Source organism: Yoonia sp. (assembly GCF_014859355.1).
In the GTDB taxonomy this organism is placed as follows: Bacteria; Pseudomonadota; Alphaproteobacteria; order Rhodobacterales; family Rhodobacteraceae; genus Yoonia.
Genome location: NZ_JACUUJ010000013.1, coordinates 1 through 22365 on the forward strand (window position 1 = coordinate 1; position 22365 = coordinate 22365).

19 protein-coding genes, 1 tRNA gene and 1 pseudogene are annotated in these 22365 nt (G+C 58.8%); 13 read left to right on the plus strand and 8 right to left on the minus strand.

Annotated elements, in window-relative coordinates; translation table 11 throughout:
• Together eno and IBX59_RS06605 are read left to right on the plus strand one after the other, a co-directional pair.
• Positions 1 to 822: pseudogene (gene eno / locus IBX59_RS06600) on the plus strand (phosphopyruvate hydratase); the annotation flags it as partial.
• Positions 819 to 1241 carry a cupin domain-containing protein gene (locus IBX59_RS06605; protein ID WP_296373685.1) on the plus strand — a complete coding sequence of 141 codons (423 nt, stop codon included), beginning with the start codon at positions 819 to 821 and terminating at the stop codon, positions 1239 to 1241. The pseudogene eno and the gene IBX59_RS06605, both read left to right, overlap by 4 nt.
• A gap of 151 nt (positions 1242 to 1392) precedes the next feature.
• On the opposite strand, the gene IBX59_RS06610 is transcribed toward IBX59_RS06605, so the two are convergent.
• The 5 genes from IBX59_RS06610 to pdxH form a co-directional block, all read right to left on the minus strand.
• Positions 1393 to 5019 carry a vitamin B12-dependent ribonucleotide reductase gene (locus IBX59_RS06610; RefSeq protein ID WP_296373687.1) on the minus strand — a complete coding sequence of 1209 codons (3627 nt, stop codon included), beginning with the start codon at positions 5017 to 5019 and terminating at the stop codon, positions 1393 to 1395.
• A gap of 605 nt (positions 5020 to 5624) precedes the next feature.
• A tRNA-Pro gene (locus IBX59_RS06615) sits at positions 5625 to 5701 on the minus strand.
• A gap of 43 nt (positions 5702 to 5744) precedes the next feature.
• The gene (locus tag IBX59_RS06620; RefSeq protein ID WP_296373689.1) at positions 5745 to 6221 is read right to left on the minus strand and encodes a DUF192 domain-containing protein; all 477 of its coding nucleotides are present in this window, start codon (positions 6219 to 6221) and stop codon (positions 5745 to 5747) included.
• Positions 6218 to 6745 carry a cold-shock protein gene (locus tag IBX59_RS06625; RefSeq protein WP_296373691.1) on the minus strand — a complete coding sequence of 176 codons (528 nt, stop codon included), beginning with the start codon at positions 6743 to 6745 and terminating at the stop codon, positions 6218 to 6220. The genes IBX59_RS06620 and IBX59_RS06625 overlap by 4 nt, the downstream gene beginning before the upstream one ends.
• 122 nt (positions 6746 to 6867) lie before the next feature.
• Positions 6868 to 7473, minus strand: coding sequence for a pyridoxamine 5'-phosphate oxidase (gene pdxH, locus IBX59_RS06630; RefSeq protein WP_296373694.1), 606 nt, complete (start codon positions 7471 to 7473; stop codon positions 6868 to 6870).
• A gap of 151 nt (positions 7474 to 7624) precedes the next feature.
• Between pdxH and fabI the strand changes: the two genes are divergently transcribed.
• The 4 genes from fabI to IBX59_RS06650 all read left to right on the plus strand — a co-directional run bounded on the left by fabI (position 7625) and on the right by IBX59_RS06650 (position 12156).
• Positions 7625 to 8431 (plus strand): enoyl-ACP reductase FabI, encoded by an 807-nt coding sequence (fabI, locus tag IBX59_RS06635; protein WP_296373696.1) that lies wholly within the window; start codon positions 7625 to 7627, stop codon positions 8429 to 8431.
• A 10-nt stretch (positions 8432 to 8441) separates the two neighbouring features.
• Positions 8442 to 8945 carry a xanthine phosphoribosyltransferase gene (gene gpt / locus IBX59_RS06640; protein ID WP_296373697.1) on the plus strand — a complete coding sequence of 168 codons (504 nt, stop codon included), beginning with the start codon at positions 8442 to 8444 and terminating at the stop codon, positions 8943 to 8945.
• A 111-nt stretch (positions 8946 to 9056) separates the two neighbouring features.
• Complete coding sequence (locus tag IBX59_RS06645) at positions 9057 to 10232, plus strand: aminotransferase (RefSeq protein ID WP_296373700.1); 1176 nt, start codon at positions 9057 to 9059, stop codon at positions 10230 to 10232.
• Positions 10233 to 10317: 85 nt separating this feature from the next.
• The gene (locus IBX59_RS06650; RefSeq protein WP_296373702.1) at positions 10318 to 12156 is read left to right on the plus strand and encodes a SurA N-terminal domain-containing protein; all 1839 of its coding nucleotides are present in this window, start codon (positions 10318 to 10320) and stop codon (positions 12154 to 12156) included.
• Positions 12157 to 12178: 22 nt separating this feature from the next.
• Here IBX59_RS06650 and IBX59_RS06655 read toward each other — a convergent pair whose 3' ends face one another.
• Together IBX59_RS06655 and IBX59_RS06660 are read right to left on the minus strand one after the other, a co-directional pair.
• Entirely contained in the window at positions 12179 to 12859 is a 681-nt protein-coding gene (locus IBX59_RS06655; RefSeq protein ID WP_296373704.1) for a divergent polysaccharide deacetylase family protein, read from the minus strand.
• Positions 12856 to 13533, minus strand: coding sequence for a hypothetical protein (locus IBX59_RS06660; RefSeq protein ID WP_296373705.1), 678 nt, complete (start codon positions 13531 to 13533; stop codon positions 12856 to 12858). Before IBX59_RS06660 ends, IBX59_RS06655 begins: the two co-directional genes overlap by 4 nt.
• Before the next feature lie 257 nt (positions 13534 to 13790).
• Here IBX59_RS06660 and trpD point away from each other — a divergent pair, with 257 nt between their 5' ends.
• From trpD to lexA, 6 genes are all read left to right on the plus strand, one after another.
• On the plus strand, positions 13791 to 14807 hold the full coding sequence (gene trpD / locus IBX59_RS06665) for an anthranilate phosphoribosyltransferase (RefSeq protein ID WP_296373707.1): 1017 nt from the start codon (positions 13791 to 13793) through the stop codon (positions 14805 to 14807).
• Positions 14807 to 15448: a uracil-DNA glycosylase gene (locus tag IBX59_RS06670; RefSeq protein WP_296373709.1), complete on the plus strand. Its 642-nt coding sequence runs from the start codon at positions 14807 to 14809 to the stop codon at positions 15446 to 15448. The genes trpD and IBX59_RS06670 overlap by 1 nt, the downstream gene beginning before the upstream one ends.
• Positions 15448 to 16251, plus strand: coding sequence for an indole-3-glycerol phosphate synthase TrpC (gene trpC / locus IBX59_RS06675; RefSeq protein ID WP_296373711.1), 804 nt, complete (start codon positions 15448 to 15450; stop codon positions 16249 to 16251). Before IBX59_RS06670 ends, trpC begins: the two co-directional genes overlap by 1 nt.
• On the plus strand, positions 16251 to 16727 hold the full coding sequence (moaC, locus tag IBX59_RS06680; RefSeq protein ID WP_296373713.1) for a cyclic pyranopterin monophosphate synthase MoaC: 477 nt from the start codon (positions 16251 to 16253) through the stop codon (positions 16725 to 16727). The genes trpC and moaC overlap by 1 nt, the downstream gene beginning before the upstream one ends.
• A complete protein-coding gene (gene glp / locus IBX59_RS06685; RefSeq protein ID WP_296373715.1) occupies positions 16724 to 17896 on the plus strand; it encodes a gephyrin-like molybdotransferase Glp in 1173 nt (390 codons plus the stop codon). Before moaC ends, glp begins: the two co-directional genes overlap by 4 nt.
• Before the next feature lie 139 nt (positions 17897 to 18035).
• Positions 18036 to 18722, plus strand: a complete 687-nt coding sequence (gene lexA, locus IBX59_RS06690; protein ID WP_296373717.1) for a transcriptional repressor LexA — start codon at positions 18036 to 18038, stop codon at positions 18720 to 18722.
• Here the strand turns inward: lexA and IBX59_RS06695 are convergent.
• Complete coding sequence (locus IBX59_RS06695; protein WP_296373719.1) at positions 18719 to 20827, minus strand: ComEC/Rec2 family competence protein; 2109 nt, start codon at positions 20825 to 20827, stop codon at positions 18719 to 18721. The genes lexA and IBX59_RS06695 overlap by 4 nt on opposite strands.
• An 80-nt stretch (positions 20828 to 20907) precedes the next feature.
• On the opposite strand from IBX59_RS06695, the gene gltX reads away from it, so the two are divergent.
• On the plus strand, positions 20908 to 22302 hold the full coding sequence (gene gltX, locus IBX59_RS06700) for a glutamate--tRNA ligase (protein WP_296373721.1): 1395 nt from the start codon (positions 20908 to 20910) through the stop codon (positions 22300 to 22302).
• Positions 22303 to 22365 lie beyond the last annotated feature (63 nt).

The window sequence follows — 22365 nt, forward strand, 5'->3', positions numbered from 1 at the left end:
GGCGGCGAACATGCCGACAACCCGATCGACATTCAGGAATTCATGATCATGCCGGTGTCGGCCGCGAACATCCGCGAGGCCGTGCGCATGGGGTCAGAGGTGTTTCACACCCTGAAAAAGGAATTGAGTGCCGCAGGCCACAACACCGGCATCGGTGACGAAGGCGGCTTTGCCCCCAACATCGGGTCCACGCGGGCCGCACTTGATTTCATCATGACGTCGATCACCAAGGCAGGCTATGTGCCGGGGCAGGATATCTATCTGGCGCTGGATTGTGCGGCGACCGAATATTACGAGAACGGCAAATACGAAATGGACGGCGAAGGTGTATCGCTCAGCAGCCAGCAAAACGCCGAATATCTGGCGCAACTGGTCGCTGATTATCCCATCATCAGCATCGAAGACGGCATGTCCGAGGATGATTGGGAAGGCTGGAAAATCCTGACTGACCTGATCGGGGACAAGGTGCAACTGGTCGGGGATGACCTGTTCGTGACCAACCCCGCACGTCTGGCTGACGGCATTACGCGCGGTTGCGCCAATTCAATGCTGGTCAAGGTCAATCAGATCGGCACGCTGACCGAAACCCTGCAAGCGGTCGATATGGCGCACCGCGCGCGTTACACCAACGTGATGTCGCACCGGTCGGGCGAAACTGAGGACGCGACCATCGCCGACCTTGCCGTCGCCACGAACTGCGGCCAGATCAAGACCGGTTCGCTGTCGCGCTCTGACCGTTTGGCGAAATACAACCAGCTGATCCGGATCGAGGAAATGCTGGGTGAAACAGCCCTGTATGCCGGGCGGTCGATTTTGAAGTGACCGCCGACGACATCATCGCCCACCTGAACCTTGCCCCCCACCCCGAGGGCGGATTCTATCGCCAGACATGGGTGGCCGAAAATGACGGCCGCCCGACTGGCACCTGTATCTATTTTCTGCTGAAGGCCGGGCAATCCAGCCATTGGCACCGCGTCGATGCGGTGGAAATCTGGCACTATTACGCAGGCGCGCCGCTGACCCTGTCACTGGCCGCCGATGATGCGGGACCGGCGCAAGACCTGACGCTTGGCCCCGATCTGGCGGCAGCGCAATCACCGCAACTGATCGTGCCGGAACAGCACTGGCAGGCCGCGCGCACCACGGGCGACTGGACGCTGGTGGGCTGCACCGTGTCGCCGGGGTTTGATTTTTCCGGCTTTACGCTGGCCGCACCGGGGTTCGATATTCCCCGCGGATGAAAAAAGGGGCCCCCGAAGGGGCCCCATAGTTTCGCTGATCAGGCTCACTCTTTATCTACCGCCCGGTTTTTGCCTGCGGCCCGATCCGCGCCAAGGGCGAGCGCACCCGCCCCGGATTCTTTTTCAGCGATGGAGAAATTTCGCAAAATAATCAGCTACACCCGCTTGTCCCGCCGCAGGTGTTGCACTTCATACAGGTCCCGTTCCGCACCAGCGTGTAGTTGCCGCATTCGCCACAGGGGTCGCCCTCATAACCTTGCATCTTGGCCTTGTCGCGTGCGCTCAGGCTGATGGTGCCGGTGCTGATGGCCGTCGTCGTCTGCACAGTGCTGACCGCCTGCGCGCCACCTGCAAAGGATGCATTCCCCATTCCGCCTTGCAGCACGATCAGATCTTGCGGCATCCGTTTGCGCAGATACCCGGTCGATGAAATCTGCTTTAGAACTTCAAGCGACCGTGATGCGGCATTTTCGCTGGGTGTGCGGATATTGGACACGCCTTCCGCTTGGCCCCGACCGATATCATCGAACGATGCGCCCTCGGGTTTCACATGGGCCAGATCGGTGCGGTCCAGATAGCTGACAGCCAGTTCGCGGAAGATGTAATCAAGGATCGAGGTTGCGTTCTTGATGCTGTCGTTGCCCTGCACCATGCCTGCCGGTTCGAACTTGGTGAAGGTGAAGGCATCGACGAATTCCTCCAACGGGACACCGTATTGCAGGCCCACGCTGACAGCGATGGCGAAATTGTTCATCATCGCGCGGAAACCGGCGCCTTCCTTGTGCATGTCGATGAAGATTTCGCCCAATTGGCCGTTTTCATATTCGCCGGTGCGCAGGTAAACCTTGTGCCCGCCGACGATGGCCTTTTGGGTGTAACCCTTGCGGCGATGCGGCATCTTTTCGCGTTCGCGGTTGCGGACCTCTTGAATGATGATTTTTTCAACGATCTTTTCGGCCAGCACGGCGGCTTTTTCGTGGTGGTTGCCGCTTTCCAGCACCTCCATCGCGTCGTCGTCATCTTCGACCAGCGCCGATGCCAGCGGCTGCGACAGTTTCGATCCGTCACGGTAAAGCGCATTGGCCTTCACACCCAGCGACCACGACAGTTCGTAGGCTTTCTGGCAATCCTCGATCGTTGCGTCGTTGGGCATGTTGATCGTCTTGGAAATCGCGCCCGAGATGAACGACTGCGCCGCTGCCATCATGTAGATATGGCTGTCAACGCTCAGATAACGCTTGCCTTTCTTGCCACAGGGGTTGGCGCAGTCAAAGACGTGATAGTGATCTTCCGACAGGAACGGCGCGCCTTCCAGCGTCATGGTTCCGCAGACGTGATCGTTTGCGGCCTCGATATCCTGCTTGGAATAGCCAAGGTGGCGCAGCAGGTCGAATGTGGGATCGTTCAGCTTGTCCGCGGGGATGCCCAGCGTCTTGGTGCAGAAATCCTCGCCCAGGGTCCACTGGTTGAACACGAACCGGATATCGAACGCGGATTTCAGCGCACCTTCGACCTTGTCCAGCTCTGCCTGGCCAAAACCATGGCCGATCAGCGATGTGTGGTTGATCGCGGGCGCCTGCCCCATTGATCCATGACCGACCGCGTAGGCGATGATTTCCTCGATCTGCGCCGATCCATAGCCCAGCTTTTCCAATGCCGCCGGCACCGATTGGTTGATGATCTTGAAGTAGCCGCCGCCAGCCAGTTTCTTGAATTTCACCAGTGCGAAATCAGGTTCGATCCCTGTGGTGTCGCAATCCATCACCAGCCCGATGGTGCCGGTGGGGGCGATCACAGACACCTGTGCGTTGCGATACCCATGCTGTTCACCAAGGCGCAGCGCCTCATCCCAGCTTTCGACGGCCAGCTTGACCAGACGGTCATCGGGGCAGTTGGCATGGTCAAGCGGCACGGGTTTCACATCCAGGGCTTCATAGCCGTCTGCCTTGCCATAGACCGCATTGCGGTGGTTGCGGATCACGCGCAGCATGTGCTTGGCGTTTTTGGCATAACCGGGGAATGCGCCCAATTCGCCCGCCATTTCAGCGGATGTGGCATAGGACACGCCAGTCATGATCGCGGTCAGGGCGGCGCCCATGGCGCGGCCTTCGTCACTGTCATACCCCAGCCCCATATTCATCAGCAGCCCGCCGATGTTGGCATAGCCAAGCCCCAGCGTGCGGAAATCATAGGACCGCTGCGCGATTTCCTTGGACGGGAATTGCGCCATCATCACGGAAATTTCCAGCGTCACCGTCCACAGGCGGGTGGCGTGCATGTAATCTTCAACCTGGAATTCACCGTTCTTGTAGAACGTAAGCAGGTTCATGGACGCAAGGTTACAGGCCGTGTCATCCAGAAACATATATTCCGAACAGGGGTTCGATCCGCGGATCGCGCCGTCTTCGGGGCAGGTGTGCCATGCGTTGACGGTGTCGTGATACTGGATGCCCGGATCGGCGCAGGCCCATGCGGCGTGGCCCACCTGTTCCCACAGATCACGCGCCTTGATGATTTTCGCAACCTCGCCGTTCTTGCGGTTGATCAGTTTCCAGTCCGCATCGTTTTCGACGGCCTTGAGAAACGCATCGGTCACGCGGATTGAGTTGTTGGAATTCTGGCCGGACACGGAAGAATAGGCCTCTGAATCCCAGTCGGTGTCATAGGTGGGGAATTCGATGCAGTCGAAACCCTGCTTGGCGTAGTCCAGCACACGCTTGATGTAAGTCTCTGGAATGGCGGAACGTTTTGCATCCTTGACGGCTGCGGCCAGCGTGTCGTTTGTCTTGGGGTCATAGGCGGCAACAGAATCACCGTCCCATGATTTGATCGCGGCAAAGATCGCGTTCAGGTAACGGGCGTGCATCTTGGAACCGGCGACGATGGACGCCACCTTTTGCTCCTCGATCACCTTCCAGTTGATGAATTCCTCGATATCGGGGTGGTCGGCGTCGACGATCACCATCTTGGCCGCGCGGCGCGTGGTGCCGCCGGATTTGATCGCACCTGCGGCGCGGTCACCGATTTTCAGGAAACCCATCAGGCCGGATGATTTGCCACCGCCTGACAGTTTTTCGCCCTCGCCGCGCAAGGATGAAAAGTTCGTGCCGGTCCCAGAGCCGTATTTGAACAGCCGCGCTTCACGCACCCACAGGTCCATGATGCCGCCTTCGTTCACCAGATCATCCTGCACCGACTGGATAAAGCAGGCATGCGGCTGGGGGTGTTCGTAAGAAGATGTGGATTTCGTCAGCGCGCCCGTCTGGTAATCAACATAATAATGCCCCTGCGCCGGGCCGTCGATGCCATAAGCCCAATGCAGCCCGGTGTTGAACCACTGCGGGCTGTTGGGGGCAGCACGCTGCGTGGCCAGCATATAGCGCATTTCATCGAAATAGGTGCGCGCGTCTTCCTGGGTCGTGAAATAGCCGCCCTTCCAGCCCCAATAGGCCCAGGCACCGGCCAGACGATCAAACACCTGCTTGGCGCTGGTTTCACCACCGAATGTCGCATCCTTGGCTGGCACAGACCGCCACAGAAATTCCGGCACGCCCTTTTCCTTGACCTTCTTGGTGGCCGATGGCACGCCCGCCTTGCGGAAATATTTCTGGGCGATCACATCAGATGCGACCTGGCTCCAGCCCTGCGGAATTTCACAGTCGTCCAGCTTGAACACGATCGTCCCATCCGGGTTGCGAATCTCGGACGTCGTCGTCTTGAACGCAAGCGCTGCATAGGCATCTTTGCCAGCGGTCGTGAAATTCCGTTCTATTTTCATAGCGTCTGCCCTTGTTTCATCGTGCCATCGTTGTGGCACAAAACTTGATTTTTACCGTCACAATGCGGTGGTGTCCCATTTTCATGCCGAAGGTCCACGAGGGGCCTTGTAATCATCAAAGAAGGGGATGACGCAACGCACTACGCTACTGTCAGGTCCGCACTGCGATTTTGATGTCACCCCCAGACCCAACACCACATCTAGTGGTTTCCGATCCGGCTCGCACAAATTGACGCAACCAGCCCTAGTGGGTCAATGGAAATTTAACACAAAATGCAGATTAATTCGGTTGACGTGTCACCAGTGGCGCGGCCAGCCAATGGGTGATCGATTCACCCACCGTTTTATCCACAGGCACCTGCGAAACGGCATGACCAGAAACTGTTACAATCGGCGGGCTTAGCGCGGAAAGCTTTGCCATGGTCTTAGCACACATACCCGCAGGCGCGTCGTCTTAAGGAATGTTAACAACGCTTTATCTGCGGGCGACCACAGTCGGCTTTGCTGCGGCAGGCCAAGAACCCAACCGAATCATACGAAGGCGCCGCAAGAAATGCACAAATGATGAAGTGTGTTTTGCACAACGCATGTTTTGCGTTGTTACTTGGTCGGGGCGGAGAGATTCGAACTCCCGACCCTCTGTTCCCAAAACAGATGCGCTACCAGACTGCGCTACGCCCCGAACCGAGGATGTCTTTAGACCCCAAGAAACGATTTGAAAAGCCCTAACTGTCAGTCTTTTCGCCACAAGGCAAAATAGCATCAGGGCCAAACCTTGGATGCTGCAAAACATCGCCTACAGCGATTCCCAGACGTGCGGCCAATCCGCCGTTGATTTCCAGCACCATCTGCACACCATCCCCGCCGGGAATCGGTGTCAGATCACCCGGAACCGCATTTTCATGAAGCGCCAAAACCTCGCCTTGCGGGCTGACGAACAGCATATCCAAAGGAATAAGCGTATTTTTCATCCAGAAGGACACGCTTTGCGGTTCTTCATAGATAAACAGCATCCCTGCAAGCGTCGGCATATGTGCGACAAACATCAGCCCTTGGGCACGTGTGCTGGGGGTATCGGCAACTTCTACGGTAAAATTGGCGCGGCCCCAGTCACCCGACACGGTGACCTTGTCATCCGCGCAAACGGCCCAAAGCGGTTGCGCAAAGGCCGCAAGCGCCGCCGCAATGAAAATCGCCCTCACTTTGCGGCAGCCTCCCAACCGACAACATCAATTGCCATGCGGCCGCGTTCACCGTCCACCATGCGCAAGCCAATCGCCTCGCCCGATTGCAAATCCGAAAGGCCTGAACGGCGCAGCACCTCGACGTGGATAAACACATCATCGGCACTGCCAAAAACATTCGCAAAACCAAAACCTTTGGCCTTGTCGAACCATTTGACGCGGGCCGGTTCGATCGGGCAATTGACGATATCATCGTCGGTAAACTCGACCATGTCGCGTAGCGGCATCGTCGTTTCCGTTCTGGGGGGGGTAATGGCCAAGACCTGCGTCGCCTGCAAACCACGCTGTGTGTCCTGGACCAAAAGTTCGATCGAAGACCCGTCGACAACGGACCCCTGCCCGAAATTACGCAGCACATTCGCGTGCAACAAGATATCGGGGCCACCGCGATCCGCAACCACGAAACCGAATCCTTTCGCTGGATCAAACCATTTCACCTGACCAGTGACCTGACGCTGGCTATCGGTGTCTTGCGTATTCATCCCGTCTTCCTCTGGATCGCATCCTTGTTCCCGTGATGCGCCCGGCTGTAACATTTTTGTTCTTATATTCGATCGTTCTGCAACTTCTGTCACTGGACACAACACTTTTGGCAGTTGGATGCTCAGGGGCTAAGCCGTTGCACATGCCACGGCTCTTCACCAGATTCACGTGACCATAAAAACCGGTCATGCAATCGAAACTCTCCATCTGCCCAAAACTCGATTTCTGTTGGCACAATGCGAAATCCGCCCCAGAAAGGCGGCCGGGCCGGCATCGTCCCTTTTTGCAGTGTAACCTTGGCCACTTTGGCCATCAACGCCGCACGCGACGCAAGCGGTTGCGATTGCGCCGAAGCCCAGGCACCCAAACGGCTGCGCAAGGCCCGCGACTGATAATAGGCATCCGCGACGGGCCCGTCTTCCTTGCTGACCGCACCGCGCACACGAATTTGCCGCGCCAGGGATTTCCAATGCAAAACAAAAGCGGCCTTTCCCGATTGGGCGATCTCCTTGCCCTTCTGACTTTCGTAGTTCGTGTAAAATACAAAAGCTGCGGGTTCGATTTCTTTCAACAGGACCATGCGCACATTCGGCAAGCCTGCCGGATCAACCGTCGCAAGTGCAATGGCATTGGGGTCATTCGGTTCTGACATTTCCGCGGCACAAAGCCAGTCGCGCGCAATGACAAACGGATCATCCCCTGCAAAAATCCCGTCGCGATCCGACATCGCATACTCCCCAACACACCCGTTTGTTAGTTGGTAAGATCAAATGTCCGTTATGGCAACCTATTTACCTTATTTCGCCAACAGCTTGCCGTTGCGCAGGCAATCGCCTAAACGATAATCGGGCGATCACATTTCGATGAAGGTTACAGCAATGACATCACAGCTGATGCAGGGTAAACGCGGCTTGATCATGGGGCTCGCGAACGACAAATCCATCGCCTGGGGCATTGCAAAAGCATGTGCAGACGCCGGCGCGGAACTGGCCTTTTCCTATCAGGGCGAAGCGTTGAAAAAACGCGTGGCCCCGCTGGCGGCCTCGGTCGGGTCTGACATCGTATTGCCCTGCGATGTCGGTGATGAAACATCGATGGACAACCTGTTTGCATCGCTTGAAAAACATTGGGGAACAATGGATTTCATCGTTCACGCTATTGGTTTTTCGGACAAAAACGAATTGCGCGGCCGTTATGTGGATACAAGCCGCAATAATTTCATCATGTCGATGGATATCTCGGTATATTCGTTCACCGCCGTCGTAAAACGGGCGGAAAAGATGATGACCAACGGCGGTTCCTGCCTGACACTCACCTATTATGGGGCAGAAAAAGTCATGCCACATTATAACGTCATGGGTGTTGCGAAGGCCGCGTTGGAAGCCTCGGTGCGCTATCTGGCCGAAGACCTGGGCAAGGACAACATCCGCGTGAATGCGATCAGCGCCGGCACGATCAAGACGTTGGCCGCCTCCGGTATCGGCGATTTCCGGCTCATCATGAAGTGGAATGAATACAACTCTCCTTTGCGCCGCACCGTCACACAAGAGGAGGTCGGCAAATCCGCGCTATACCTGCTCTCTGATCTGGGCAGTGCCGTTACGGGCGAGGTGTTGCATGTGGATGCTGGCTATCATGTCGTGGGCATGAAGGCCGTCGATGCGCCTGACATCACCAAGGAATAGGATTGCAGACATGACCGACCGTTTGCCACATGAAAAAGGGTTCCATATCAGTTGGGACCAGATCCACCGCGACAGTCGCGCGCTCGCTTGGCGGCTTGATGGTATGGGGCCGGACAATGGCGGTTGGCGCGCAGTTGTCGCCATCACGCGTGGCGGCATGGCCCCGGCCATGATTGCCGCCCGCGAACTTGACATCCGCACTGTCGATACAATCAGCGTCAAAAGTTACGATCACCAGGATCAATCCGCGGCGAAAATCCTGAAATCCCCCGATGCCACCCTGATGGGTGACGGCACCGGCATCCTGATCATTGATGACCTGGTGGACAGTGGCAAAACGCTGGAACTGGTGCGTGCAAAATACCCCAAGGCACATTTCGCCACCGTTTATGCCAAACCGAAAGGGCGCGCACAGGTCGATACTTTCATTACCGAAGTCAGCCAGGATACATGGATCTTCTTCCCATGGGACATGGCCCTGCAATACGTCGAACCTTATCGTGGCAAAGATTAAGCCAATGACATCCGCACAGCGGGCAACACCCCGGCGTCTTCCGCGCAGATATATCCCCGCCGAAAGCACGCAATAATAAAATGCGGCGCAGCCGCGCCTTTGGAAAACGCGATGAGCCGCTCGCACACTGCCATGACATTTGCCCCCCCTGTGATGGAGGCCCGCCGGTGGCTGGATGGCGTGGTGCATCCCGCAGACAGGCCGCTTTTGAACGTTAGTCAGGCGGCACCCGTTGATCCGCCTCCCCCCGCACTTTGCGATGCGATGGCGGATATCATTCGCACGGACCCAAGTGTGCATCTATACGGTCCGGTTCTGGGCATGCCGGCCCTGCGTGCCGAAGTCGCGCGCCAATGGACAGCCTCTTACGGCGGGACAGTCGCGCCGGATCAGGTGGCCATCACATCGGGCTGCAATCAGGCCTTTGCCGCGGCAATTGCCGCGCTTTGCGCCCAAGATGACGAGGTGATCCTGCCCGTGCCTTATTATTTCAACCACCGCATGTGGCTGGATATGGTGGGTGTGCGGACAGTCGCCTTGGGCGTGGGGCCAGACATGGTGCCGCGCGCGCAAGATGCCGCCGCATTGATCACGCCCCGCACCCGTGCCATTGCATTGGTCAGCCCCAACAACCCTTGCGGCGTTGAATATCCTGCGGCCACCCTGCGCGACTTTGCCGATCTGGCGCGGGCACATGGGATCGCGTTAATTGTCGATGAAACCTACCGCGACTTTGACAGCCGCAGCGACGCGCCACATGCCCTGTTCACCGCCCCCGATTGGGACGAAACGCTGATCCAGCTTTATTCCTTTTCCAAAGCATATCGCCTGACCGGGCACCGGGTCGGCGCCGTGATCGCCAACCCGACCCTTTTGGCCGAGATGGAAAAATTCCTGGATGCCGTTACGATCTGTCCCAACCAGCTTGGGCAAAAGGCAGCTTTGTGGGGGATGCAACACCTTGGCAATTGGCTTGCCGGTGAAAGGTTAGAGATTTTGGCGCGTCGGGCGGCCATAGCAGACAACTTTCCCAAACTGGCCGCGCAGGGCTGGAAGCTGCTGGGATGCGGGGCTTATTTTGCTTATGTGCAACATCCTTTTGCACTCAGTTCAGCTGATCTGGCGCCGCGCCTCGTGCACGAATCCGGCATTCTTTTGCTGCCCGGCACGATGTTCATGCCGGATGATGTGCCGGGGGGCGACACCCAGTTGCGCATCGCCTTTGCCAATATCGACGCAACGGGGATTTCCGTTTTGTTCGACAGGCTGGCAAAGCTGCAACTGTAACCCTTGCACCAAGTGACGCGCCCCCGTATTCATGCCACAGTTCCGCTGCTGGGGGCGAATGACACAAACAGGGCTTCATCGACACATGGCTGAGAAAAAGAAAAACAGATACGGCGCGTGGATCATCATCATTCTTTTGTTGGTGGGGCTGGCAGGCTTTGGCGCGGGCGGGCTTTCGGGGAATATCCGCAACATTGGCAAGGTCGGGAACAAGGACGTCACCGTTCAGGCCTATCAACGCGCGCTGAATGACCAGATCCGTGCGTTGCAAGCCCAATTCGGCAGTGCGATTTCATTTCAGCAGGCCCGCGCCTTTGGTCTTGACCAGACGGCGTTGAATCAACTGATCCTGACCCGTACATTAGACAATGAAGCGGGCCAACGCGGCCTGTCTGTCGGCGATGCACAAGTGCTGGAACAATTGCGCAATATCCCGCAATTTCAAGGTGCAGGCGGGTTCAACCGCGAAAGCTATCGGTTTACGCTGCAACAGATGGGTATGAACGAAACCGAATTTGAAAACGGCTTGCGCGAAGATATCGCAAGATCGCTGTTGCAGGCTGCTGTGGTCAGCGGCATCCCGGATGCACAGGCATATGCGGCCACATTGGTGAAATATATTGGCGAACAGCGCAGTATCACATGGGCCAGCATCACTGCCGATGATCTGACAATCCCGCTGCCCGGCCCGACCGAAGCCGATCAGCAAGCGTTTTACGACGAAAACCCTGCGGCATTCACATCGCCTGAAACCCGCGACATAACGTATGTCTGGCTGACACCTGATATGCTGCAAGACGCGATGGACGTGCCGGATGTCGCCATCGCCCAGCTTTATGAAAGCCGCAGCGCCGATTTCATAAAGCCCGAAAGGCGTTTGGTCGAACGGTTGGTTTACGTGGATCAAGCGCGCGCCGATGACGCGCGCGCACGGCTTGACGCGGGGCAGGTCAGCTTTGAAGACCTTGTGGCCGAACGGGGGCTGGCCCTCGCGGATGTCGACCTTGGCGATGTTGACGAAACCGCCCTGCGTGGCGCGGGTGACGCCGTGTTCAACGCCGCACCTGGTGATGTTGTCGGGCCGCTTAATACATCATTGGGGCCTGCCCTGTTCCGGGTGAATGCCATTCTGGCCGCGCAGGAAACGTCACTGCAAGACGCGACAGCAGAACTGCGTGATGAACTGGCAGCCGATGCGGCACGCGAGGTGATCAACTCCCGCATGGATATGATCACCGACCTGCTGGCCGGTGGTGCCTCGCTTGAAGATGTCGCAGCGCGCACTGATATGGTTTTGGGCACACTCAACTGGACACCCCAAACGGCCGAGGGCATCGCGGCCTATGACGCCTTTCGCGATGCCGCAGCCAGCGTGCAGGACAGCGCCTTTCCCGAGGTGATCGGCCTTGATGACGGCGGAATATTCGCCCTGCGGCTTGACGGTATAACCCCGCCGACACTGCAACCATTTGCAGATGTGCGCGATGATGTCATTGCAAGCTGGCGCGCTGCCGCCCGTCAACAGGCTGTCATGGCTCAGGCAGCCGACATCGCCGCCATGATCCGACCGTTGACAGGGTTTGAAACGCTTGATCTGGACGCCCGTCAGGAACAGAATATGACGAGGCGCAGCTTTGTAGCGGGCACACCTTCAGGCTTTAACGAACGCATTTTTGCCATGTCAGTAGGTGAAGTCGCTGTCGTCGATGCCGGGGATCATGCGGTCATCGTCCGGCTGGACGATATTTCGGAACCCGACCCCGATGATCCCACAATCGTGGCACAGCGCGCTCAACTGGCCGCCAACGCGGCGGCCGGTATCGCGCAGGATGTCTTTGAACACTATGCCGATGCCTTGCGGCGGCAGACGACCGTAACGATCGACCAGACGACGGTCAACGCGGTGAACGCGCAGTTCCAGTAAGGTTTGTGCGCCTGCCCTGCTGCTAGTCACCGGACAGAATGGCAGAGGCAGGCGCAACCGCGACCCGCGCGCTATTTGACCATTGGGCCAGCATGACCAAAACATCTGCCGTCAGCGGTGCCGAAATCACCACATCCACGCCCTGACGTGCTCTGAGCGCGGCCTGATCAAGCGACCGGCGCATTGCGGCATCGTCCATCCCCGCCAAATCCCGCAGCACCATTGCCGTGGGCACCCCGGCTTCGGTGGCGTTGCGTGCCACCGGGTTTAGCCCGCGGGTGATCGTGATCAGCCCAACGCCCTTGTCCGCCAGCGCCGTAATCATCTGATCGTAGATAATACGGTCGTTTTGCATCGCGTCATCCGCCCCTGAAAACAAAACCAAAGCTTCAGGCAGCGTCGAAAGCGCAGCTTCGAGCGTGATTTCAACATCCTGCGCGCGTGCGCCCTGCGGCAAAACCGTCTGCAAGCCGGTTTCAGCGCCAGCCGCGCGATAGGCCTGCATGCGCGAACGCGCGTCAGGCATGGCCGGATCAAGGATGACGGTCAGGGGCAACGACAGTTCCGCCAGCATGGCAGCGGGCGCATCAAACGTGCCATCATCAAGTAAAACAACGCCGATCAATGGCCAACCGGCAGGATTTTCAAAAGCGGCAGCAAACCGGATCAAGGCGGGGCTGTCTACATCATCTTCTTGCGTCACCGGCGGTGCGGAAACACCATTGTCGGATTGTGTAGGTGCAGTCTCAGGGCGGTTGACCCGAACGCCTGTGACAATACGAGGCAGCGCAGGTTCGGCAGGCTGTGTTGCGATCGGGGCATCGGCCTGCGGCTCGGGGGGGGGGCGGTCACATCAGGTTCCGGCACGCTGGGGGCAACGGGGGTGATTGTGTCTGCATCTGCAATACGGTCATCGGTGACCGTTGCGGAAATGTCGGGCAAATCCACCGCTGCGGGACGCACGGGCGCTGGCGCCGCCTCGGGAACGGGGGGGGCAGGCTGGGCTGGCGTGGCAGCTATCACTGCGGGCTGTGCATCCGTCCCCCCCCCGTATTGCGGGATCAGATCGGTTTGCCCTGCGCCAGCAATCGGCGCGGCGACCGGCGCCGCTGGCGGCGCGGTGTCTTGAACAGGTGCAATGGGCGCACTGTCTTGCACCGGTTCCGACACCGGGGATGGCAGTGCTTCGGCCGGGGCTTGCGTGATCACTGTCGGCGCGGGCGATGATGCCGACTGTGATGCGGCCGGTTTTTCGGCGGCTTGCGGGCTTTGCGGTTGATTGGCGGGCTTTGGCAGCGGATTCATCAAGGAAACAAAGCCAAGCCCGGCCGTTCCCAAGACCAGCCCCCATACTGCACCTGATAGTGTTGGGCGCATCTGCACACCTTTCGTATTGCTTGTTCCGGTTCCACCACGCCACGTGCGGCTGCACAACCCGATTGTGCCTTTGGGGTATACCGGCCCCTGCCCCGCTGCGGCACCCCTTTTTTCAAAAGGTGCAAGAATTCCCAAGCGTTCTCAATCCGGCTTGAAGCGGCACAGGCCCCCTATGCGCTGCGCCATTATGCACTGGAAATCGCCCGGACAATGGCAATAGGATGCCACCTGAACCGACTAACTGATATAGGTGCCGCATGAGTGACGCGATCAAGCCTCTGATACAAGCTGCCGCCGAAGGGCCACTGACCAGCGCACAAGCCAAAGCGGCGTTTGAAATCCTTTTTGAGGGCGACGCAACGCCATCGCAGATCGGCGGCCTGCTGATGGCCTTGCGCACGCGCGGTGAAACCGTAGACGAATACGCCGCCGCCGCCACCGTGATGCGGGCGAAATGCGTGCCCGTAAATGCCCCCACAGGCGCGATGGATATCGTCGGCACCGGCGGAGATGGCAAACACACGCTGAATATTTCTACCGCGACCGCCTTTGTGGTGGCGGGGGCCGGTGTGCCCGTCGCCAAACACGGCAACCGCAACCTGTCATCGAAATCCGGCACGGCTGACGTGCAAGGGCAGATGGGGATCAACGTGATGGTCGGTCCAAAAGTCGTGGAACGCGCTTTGGCCGAGGCCGGGATCGGTTTTATGATGGCACCAATGCACCACCCTGCGATGAAACACGTGATGCCGACGCGCACAGAACTTGGCACGCGCACGATCTTCAACATCCTTGGCCCACTCACAAACCCTGCCGGTGTCAAACGACAACTGACCGGCGCGTTCAGCCGTGATCTGATCCGGCCAATGGCGGACACGCTGCACGCACTTGGGTCCGAGGCCGCATGGTTGGTCCACGGATCGGATGGCACCGACGAGCTGACAATCACCGGCCTGTCGTGGGTGGCCGAACTGAAAGACGGCGCTGTGACAGAATTCGAGATTACGCCAAAAGATGCGGGTCTGCCGGTGCATGACTTTGCCGAAATCGTCGGCGGCACGCCCGAAGAAAACGCCGCCGCTTTCCGCGCGCTACTGGCTGGCGCAACAGGCGCGTTCCGCGACGCGGTGTTGCTGAATGCGGCGGCGGCACTTCTGGTGGCTGGCAAGGCCGCCGATCTGCGCGAAGGTGTGGCGCTGGCGCGTGACAGCATCGACTCTGGCCGCGCGAAACAGGCGGTTGCGACGCTGGTGCGCGTCACCTCCGCCGCCTGATGTTCGATCTTGCGCGTCTTGGCGGCTGGGCCGCGCTGCCGTTTTTTACAGATGATCTGCCGACACTTGAAGCACAGCTGGATAACGACATCCTGCCGCCGCCCCACCTGACATTTGCCGCGCTTGAACGCTGCCAGCCGGATGACACCACTGTCGTGATCATCGGCCAAGACCCCTATCACACGCTGGGCAAGGCCGACGGTTTGGCTTTTTCGATCCCGGACGATTTTGGCGGCAAACTGGACAGTCTTGGTAATATATTCAAAGAACTGGAGGCAGATATTGGCACCCTGCGCACCCATACCGCCCTGCATGACTGGGCCGATCAGGGGGTGCTGTTGCTGAATACCGCGTTGAGCGTGCCACCGGGACAGCCAAAGGGACATGCCCGGATCGGCTGGACGCGCCTTGTTGATCAGGTGCTTGACCAGCTTGCAGACCGGCCCCGCGCCTATCTGCTTTGGGGCGGACCGGCACGGGCCTATGCCCGCAAGATCGGGCCGGACAATCTCGTGCTGACCGCGGCCCATCCGTCACCACTGTCCTGCTATCGGGGTTTTTTCGGATCGCGCCCATTTTCAAAGGTCAACCAGTGGCTTATTGATCACGGCGAAAAGCCAATAAACTGGGCGGACCCCTGATGGATATTCTCAACAAGATCAAGAAATACAAACTGGAAGAGGTCGCTGCCCGCAAGCAAGAGGTTTCTCTGTCAGAGGTGGAGGCCCGCGCCCAGGCAGCGCCCCCCGTGCGCGGCTTCGCTGACCGTCTGGCCGAGGCTGCGCGGCAGGGTTACGGGCTGATTGCCGAAATCAAAAAGGCCAGCCCGTCCAAAGGGTTGATCCGCGCCGATTTCGACCCGCCCGCCTTGGCCAATGCCTATGAAGACGGCGGCGCGACATGCCTGTCGGTGCTGACCGACATCCCCAGTTTTCAGGGTGCTGACAGCTATCTGACCGCCGCGCGCAGCGCCTGTAGCCTGCCCGCCCTGCGCAAGGATTTCATGTATGACACCTATCAGGTGGCTGAAGCCCGCGCGCTGCATGCTGATTGCATCTTGATCATCATGGCCTCGGTCAGCGATGCACAGGCGCAAGAATTGGAGCAAGCGGCAATTCATTGGAACATGGATGTGCTGATTGAAGTGCATGACGCGGTTGAACTGGAACGCGCGACAGCGTTGAAATCACCGCTGATGGGGATCAACAACCGCAACCTGAAAACCTTTGAAACATCACTGGATACGACGCGCACCCTGTCAAAACTTGTTCCGGCCGACCGTTTGATCATTAGCGAAAGCGGGCTGAATACGCCCGAAGATCTGGCCGATATGGCGCGTTATGGCGCGCGCTGTTTCCTGATCGGCGAAAGCCTGATGCGGCAACAGGATGTTGCCGGCGCAACGCGCAGACTTTTGGCCCATCCATCTATGGGGGGCATGTAATGGCCGATCTGACGCATTTTGACAGCCGCGGGCAGGCGCATATGGTTGACGTGTCAGAAAAACCCGTCACCGCGCGCATCGCCGTGGCCGAAGGGTTTATCCGCATGACAGCACAAACACTGGCCCTGATCACACAAGGCCGCGCCGGCAAGGGCGATGTGCTGGGGATCGCGCGGGTCGCAGGGATCATGGGCGCCAAGAAAACCGCCGAGCTGATCCCGCTGTGCCACCCTTTGCCGATCACCAAGGTCGCGCTGGACCTGGTGGCTGATGACGTCTTGCCCGGCATCCGCATCACCGCCACAGTGAAAACCGGCGGCCAGACCGGCGTGGAAATGGAGGCGCTGACCGCCGTCAGCACCGCCGCCTTGACAGTTTATGATATGGTCAAGGCAGTGCAAAAAGACATGGAAATCGGCGGTATCCGCCTGACATTGAAAGACGGTGGCAAATCGGGCCGGTTTGAAAACCCATGATTACTGTCGCACAAGCCCTTGATCAGCTGTTTGCGCTTGCCGCCCCGCTGCCCATGCAAGAGGTGCCGCTGGCGCAGGCCAGTGGCCGGGTGCTGGCGCAGGATGTGACCGCGCGGCGCGATCAGCCGCCTTTTGCGGCTTCGGCCATGGACGGTTATGCCGTGTCAACCACCGACGCAGCCCCGGGCGCACGTTTGACCGTCATCGGTGAAGCCGCCGCCGGGCACAGGTTTGCCGGCACTGTGGGCACGGGACAGTCCGTGCGTATCTTTACCGGCGCCCCCCTTCCCGCAGGCACCGACCGCGTGATCATTCAAGAGGACGTGACCCGCACCGGCGATACCATAACCCTTGGCGACAAATTGGAAACCAAGTCGCACGTCCGACCGGCCGGAGCCGATTTCCACCATGGCGATACTATCCGCGCACCACGCTTGCTGTCACCATCTGACATTGCCCTGCTGGCGGCCATGAACATCGCAGCGGTGCCGGTGACGCGCCAACCCATCGTCGCCATCATCGCCACTGGCGACGAACTGGTGCAACCGGGCGAATCCCCTGGCCCGGATCAGATCATTGCCTCGAACAGCTTTGGATTGGCGGCATTGCTGCAGGGAATTGGCGCGCAAACCCGCCTTTTGCCGATCGCACGTGATACAGTGCCTGCACTGGAACTGGCCTTTGATTTGGCGAAAGGTGCAGATCTGATCCTGACGATCGGTGGTGCGTCGGTGGGCGATCATGATCTGGTCGGCGACGTGGCACAGGCGCAGGGGATGGAACGGGCGTTTTACAAAATCGCCATGCGCCCAGGCAAACCGCTGATGGCGGGGCGCATGGGGGATGCAATGATGATTGGCCTGCCGGGAAACCCGGTATCGGCCATGGTCTGCGGCCATGTTTTTCTTGTGCCTGTCATCCGCGCCATGTTGGGCCTGGGTCACGCCGCCCCCCCCCGTCAGCTCGCCCCCTTGGCGCATGACATTGGCCCCAACGGCCCGCGCGAACACTATATGCGTGCGCGCCTGACGGCCGGCGGCGTCGCCGTGTTTGACCGGCAGGATAGCGCTTTATTGACAGTGCTGGCCGACGCCGACTGTCTGGCCATCCGCCCGATCAGCGATGGTCCCCGCCGCAAGAACGACCTGATCGAGATTATCAAGATCTGATGCCCCGCCGGGTGAGTGCCGTGGCCATGTTATCAATCGCCGCGCGCTTCCGGCGCCATTGGTCAGAACGCGTGTAATGGTTGACACAAAACAAGAACATGCATAGAACATAAGCGCAACGCATAACAGGAGCCGCCCAATGTTGACCAAAAAACAACGCGACTTGCTGAATTTCATTCACACCCGTGTGCAGCGCGATGGTGTCCCCCCCAGTTTCGACGAAATGAAAGAGGCGTTGGATCTACGGTCCAAATCAGGGATTCACCGGCTGATCACCGCGCTGGAAGAACGCGGTTTCATCCGCCGTCTGGCGCATCGCGCGCGGGCGTTGGAAATATTGAAATTGCCGGATGCGATGCAGGCAAATGCCGGATTTTCCCCACGTGTCATTGACGGTGACAAACCCGCCAGCACCCCGGGTAACGCCATACCAATCACACCTGGCACGGTTGAACTGCCTTTGATGGGCCGGATCGCCGCTGGCGTCCCGATCGAGGCGATTTCAGAAGTCGCGCACAACGTCCATGTTCCGCAATCCATGATCGGCAAAGGCAATCACTACGCCCTTGAAGTCAAAGGCGATTCGATGATCGAGGCGGGAATCAACGATGGTGATGTTGTTGTGATCCGCGAAACCAGCGTTGCCAATAACGGCGACATTGTCGTGGCTCTTGTCGACGGGCACGAGGCGACACTGAAACGCTTTCGGCGCAACGGTGCTGCGATTGCATTAGAGGCTGCGAACCCCGCTTATGAAACCCGCGTGTATCGCGATGATCAGGTCAAGGTGCAGGGCCGGTTGGTTGGGCTGATCCGCACCTATTAATCAGCGACCAGCGCAGCCGTGTGGCGAGGCTGTCGCAAAACCGTGGGGTGCGCAGCAGCCTTACCGGTGCCTTGATTGTTCCATGGGCGGTTTCCGGCGGAGCGGCGCGCGCTGATGATTTGCAAGTTACCTTGCGGCGTCAGGAAAAATGCTAACGCACCCGTTTCGCCCAATCTGGCCAAATCAAACACAGTGCAAGGAAGCGGGCCGACATCACGCTGATTGCTGATCAAGATATCTGCGCCACCGCACCCCTGAATGTCAGCCAAGGCCGTTTTGCCAGCCACCTGCACAATCTGCCAGACACCCAAAGATGCAGAAACCGTCCGGCCATTCACATGCAGCCCCGGCCGCGCTGCCGCGACATCCTGCGGTACGGGCGCACCATCATTTTCTAGCCAGATTTCGGCGACAAAACTGTTGCCCGACGCGCGTGATAACGCACGCCCCTTTGGTCCTGCCACCCCGATCAGGCTGCCATTTTCCGCCACCAGCAGGTCAGGCCGCGCTGTTTGCTGCCACAAAAGCAGCGCCAACGCCACCGCCGCAACACCGCCAAAGCGCAAACGCCCCTGCCACAGGACGCCCCATAGCAGCCCCAGTGACAAGATCGGCAACACCACAGCCTGTGGGGCATGCACGTGACTAAGCGCACCATCCATGCTTGCAACCTGTGTGGCCACGAACAAGATCCAGCGCAGACCGAAATCCATCACCCAAAGCCCGACTGATGCCAGCCCGAACGGTGCAAGACAGGCTGCCAGCACGGCGGCTGGCATGACAACTGCACCCATCAGGGGCACGCTCAGCAAGTTTGCGATCAGCCCGTAATGCGAGATTTGGTTAAAATGCGCGGCGGCAAAAGGGGCTGTCGCCAATCCTGCAATCAAGGATGATAAAAAGACCGACAGCACAGCCTGCATCCATTGCGGCAACCGGTAGGTTTTGAACCGGCGCAAATAGCCAAAAGCCATGACAAGCGCGGTCGTGGCGGAAAACGACATCTGGAACCCCGGCCCCACCAACGCTTCGGGTTGCCAGACCAGCACGATGATGGCCGCAATCGCCACCGCCCGCAGGGTCAAGGCCCGCCGGTCCAGCAAGACCGCGATGAACATGACCCCCACCATGACAAAGGCCCGTTCGGTTGCCACATTGCCCCCCGATAACGCCAAATACAACGCACCCACCACCAATGCGCAGATTGCGGCGATCTTTTTCACAGGCCAATGCAAGGCAACCCCCGGCACGACCGCCAGACCATAGCGGACAGCAGAAAAGATGAACCCGGTCAACAGCCCCATATGCAGCCCCGAGATCGCCAAAAGATGCGCGAGGTTGGCCGCCCGCAAGTCTGCCAAAGTGCCCTGCGCCATGGCTGAACGGTCTCCGGTCATGATGGCCGCAGCAAAGGCCCCACTTTCCCCCGGCAATGCACGCTGCACCGCTGTTGAAATGGCAATCCGCAAGGCGAATATGCGCATTGCCCAGCCAGCCTGCGACGGTTCAGTCAGACGCAAAACAGGTGTGCGCGTATAGCCCACGGCTCCTACCTGCAAAAACCATGCATGACGTTGAAAATCAAAGCCACCTGGTTCGGCAGGGCCAGCAGGCGGCGACAGATGCCCGGTCAGGATCAAGGTTTCGCCGGGGCGGTAGCTGGTCATGATCTGGTCGCCATGAACAGACACGCGCACCCGCGCCGGTGTGTTCTGGGGCGGCATATTCGCCAATACAACCCGATCAAGCGTCAAACGCGGCGCATCGCTTGCGGATCTATCAATGTTGACCACACGCCCTTCTATCGGACCGTAATAGCGAAAGCTGAGGATCGGTCCCGCGACGTTTTCAGTGCGCCATTTGGCAAGCCCGATCCCGGCCATGACCAAAATCACACCCATCAAAATAGGCAGATAAGCAACATGAGACCACCGCGACAACGCCCAGACAAACACAGCAGCCACCGCCAGAGCCGCGAAAACCAGCGGGCCGGGTTCGTCTGCAAAGGCGAAATACCAACCAATACCACCCCCAAGACATACCGGCACCCAGCCGATCAGCGCACCACGTTGCGCCAGAAGCGCGTCATCAATCACGGCACGCACTTGTTCTTCGCCCCTTGGCTTAGTATCCCCGACACTGACCCGATCATCGGGAAAACTGGTTAGCGAAAGGTTAATTTTTCATGACCGTTGTCACACGTTTTGCACCTTCGCCCACCGGGGCCCTGCATATTGGCGGCGCGCGCACCGCGCTGTTCAACTGGCTTTATGCGCGCGGTCATAGCGGCACATTTTTGCTGCGAATCGAAGATACCGACCGCGCCCGGTCCACGGATGAAAATAGGCAGGCCATTCTGGATGGGCTGACGTGGCTGGGCCTTGACTGGGATGGCGAACCCACCAGCCAGGCCGCCCGCGCCGACCGGCACGCCGAAGTCGCGCATCAGATGCTGGCGGCAGGCCACGCCTATAAGTGTTTCAGCACGCAGGACGAAATCGAAGCGTTCCGTGAACAGGCCCGCGCTGAAAAAACATCAACCCTGTTTCAATCCCCCTGGCGCGATGTGCCCGCCGCAGAACATCCTGATTTGCCTTTTGTTGTGCGCCTGAAAGCCCCACGCGCAGGCAACACAACCCTGCATGATGCGGTGCAGGGCGATGTCACATGGACCAATGACCAGTTGGACGACATGATTCTGCTGCGCTCTGACGGCAGTCCGGTCTATATGCTGGCTGTTGTGGTGGATGATCACGATATGGGCGTGACCCATGTGATCCGGGGCGATGACCATCTGGCCAACGCGTTTCGCCAGAATTTGATTTATGAGGCGATGGGCTGGCCAAAACCTGTGCTGGCCCATATCCCGCTGATCTATGGCCCCGATGGCAAGAAACTGTCGAAACGGCACGGGGCCACAGGCGCTGCGGAATATCAGGCGCTGGGATATCCGGCGGCGGGAATGCGCAACTATCTGGCCCGTCTGGGGTGGAGCCATGGCGACGACGAATTCTTTACCGATGAACAGGCCAAGGCGTGGTTTGATCTGGACGGCATCGGCAAATCACCCGCGCGGTTCGACTTCAAGAAACTGGAACATATCTGCGGCCAGCATATCGCCGCCGCCGACGATGCTGCACTGCTGCGCGAATTGCAGGCATTCCTTGCGGCAACCGGGGCCGCACCGCTGACTGACACACAGTCTGACGGGATGGTGAAAGCCATGTATTGCCTGAAAGAACGCGCCAAAATATTCCCGGAACTCATTGAAAAAGCACATTTTGTGCTGACATCGCGCCCGGTTTCACCAGACGAGAAAGCCGCCGCACAGCTAACGGATGTATCCCGTGGTATACTGCGCGAATTGACGCCGCAGTTGCAAAATGCTAGCTGGGATCGTGACACTCTTGAAGGGGTCGTTGCGTCTGTTGCCGAAGCTCATGACACGAAGTTGGGCAAACTGGCTGGACCGCTGCGTGCGGCCCTTTCAGGACGTGCGGTATCACCAAGTGTGTTTGATATGATGCTTGTCTTGGGGAAGGAAGAAACCGTCGCCAGACTGCAGGACGCCAGCAACTGAAACCAGTTCGTTACGAATTGCGTATAGTTGGTTACAGATGAACAAGACGCGCCGCGCAGCAAT

What these genes read in the sequence shown, in the direction of transcription:
- IBX59_RS06650 (WP_296373702.1), top strand. Translation starts at nt 10,318, where the DNA reads ATGGCTGAGAAAAAGAAAAACAGATACGGCGCGTGGATCATCATCATT.
- IBX59_RS06610 (WP_296373687.1), bottom strand. Translation starts at nt 5,019, where the DNA reads ATGAAAATAGAACGGAATTTCACGACCGCTGGCAAAGATGCCTATGCA.
- gltX (WP_296373721.1), top strand. Translation starts at nt 20,908, where the DNA reads ATGACCGTTGTCACACGTTTTGCACCTTCGCCCACCGGGGCCCTGCAT.
- glp (WP_296373715.1), top strand. Translation starts at nt 16,724, where the DNA reads ATGATTACTGTCGCACAAGCCCTTGATCAGCTGTTTGCGCTTGCCGCC.
- IBX59_RS06625 (WP_296373691.1), bottom strand. Translation starts at nt 6,745, where the DNA reads ATGAATACGCAAGACACCGATAGCCAGCGTCAGGTCACTGGTCAGGTG.
- IBX59_RS06645 (WP_296373700.1), top strand. Translation starts at nt 9,057, where the DNA reads ATGAGCCGCTCGCACACTGCCATGACATTTGCCCCCCCTGTGATGGAG.
- gpt (WP_296373697.1), top strand. Translation starts at nt 8,442, where the DNA reads ATGACCGACCGTTTGCCACATGAAAAAGGGTTCCATATCAGTTGGGAC.
- lexA (WP_296373717.1), top strand. Translation starts at nt 18,036, where the DNA reads ATGTTGACCAAAAAACAACGCGACTTGCTGAATTTCATTCACACCCGT.
- pdxH (WP_296373694.1), bottom strand. Translation starts at nt 7,473, where the DNA reads ATGTCGGATCGCGACGGGATTTTTGCAGGGGATGATCCGTTTGTCATT.
- trpC (WP_296373711.1), top strand. Translation starts at nt 15,448, where the DNA reads ATGGATATTCTCAACAAGATCAAGAAATACAAACTGGAAGAGGTCGCT.
- moaC (WP_296373713.1), top strand. Translation starts at nt 16,251, where the DNA reads ATGGCCGATCTGACGCATTTTGACAGCCGCGGGCAGGCGCATATGGTT.
- IBX59_RS06660 (WP_296373705.1), bottom strand. Translation starts at nt 13,533, where the DNA reads ATGCGCCCAACACTATCAGGTGCAGTATGGGGGCTGGTCTTGGGAACG.
- trpD (WP_296373707.1), top strand. Translation starts at nt 13,791, where the DNA reads ATGAGTGACGCGATCAAGCCTCTGATACAAGCTGCCGCCGAAGGGCCA.
- fabI (WP_296373696.1), top strand. Translation starts at nt 7,625, where the DNA reads ATGACATCACAGCTGATGCAGGGTAAACGCGGCTTGATCATGGGGCTC.
- IBX59_RS06670 (WP_296373709.1), top strand. Translation starts at nt 14,807, where the DNA reads ATGTTCGATCTTGCGCGTCTTGGCGGCTGGGCCGCGCTGCCGTTTTTT.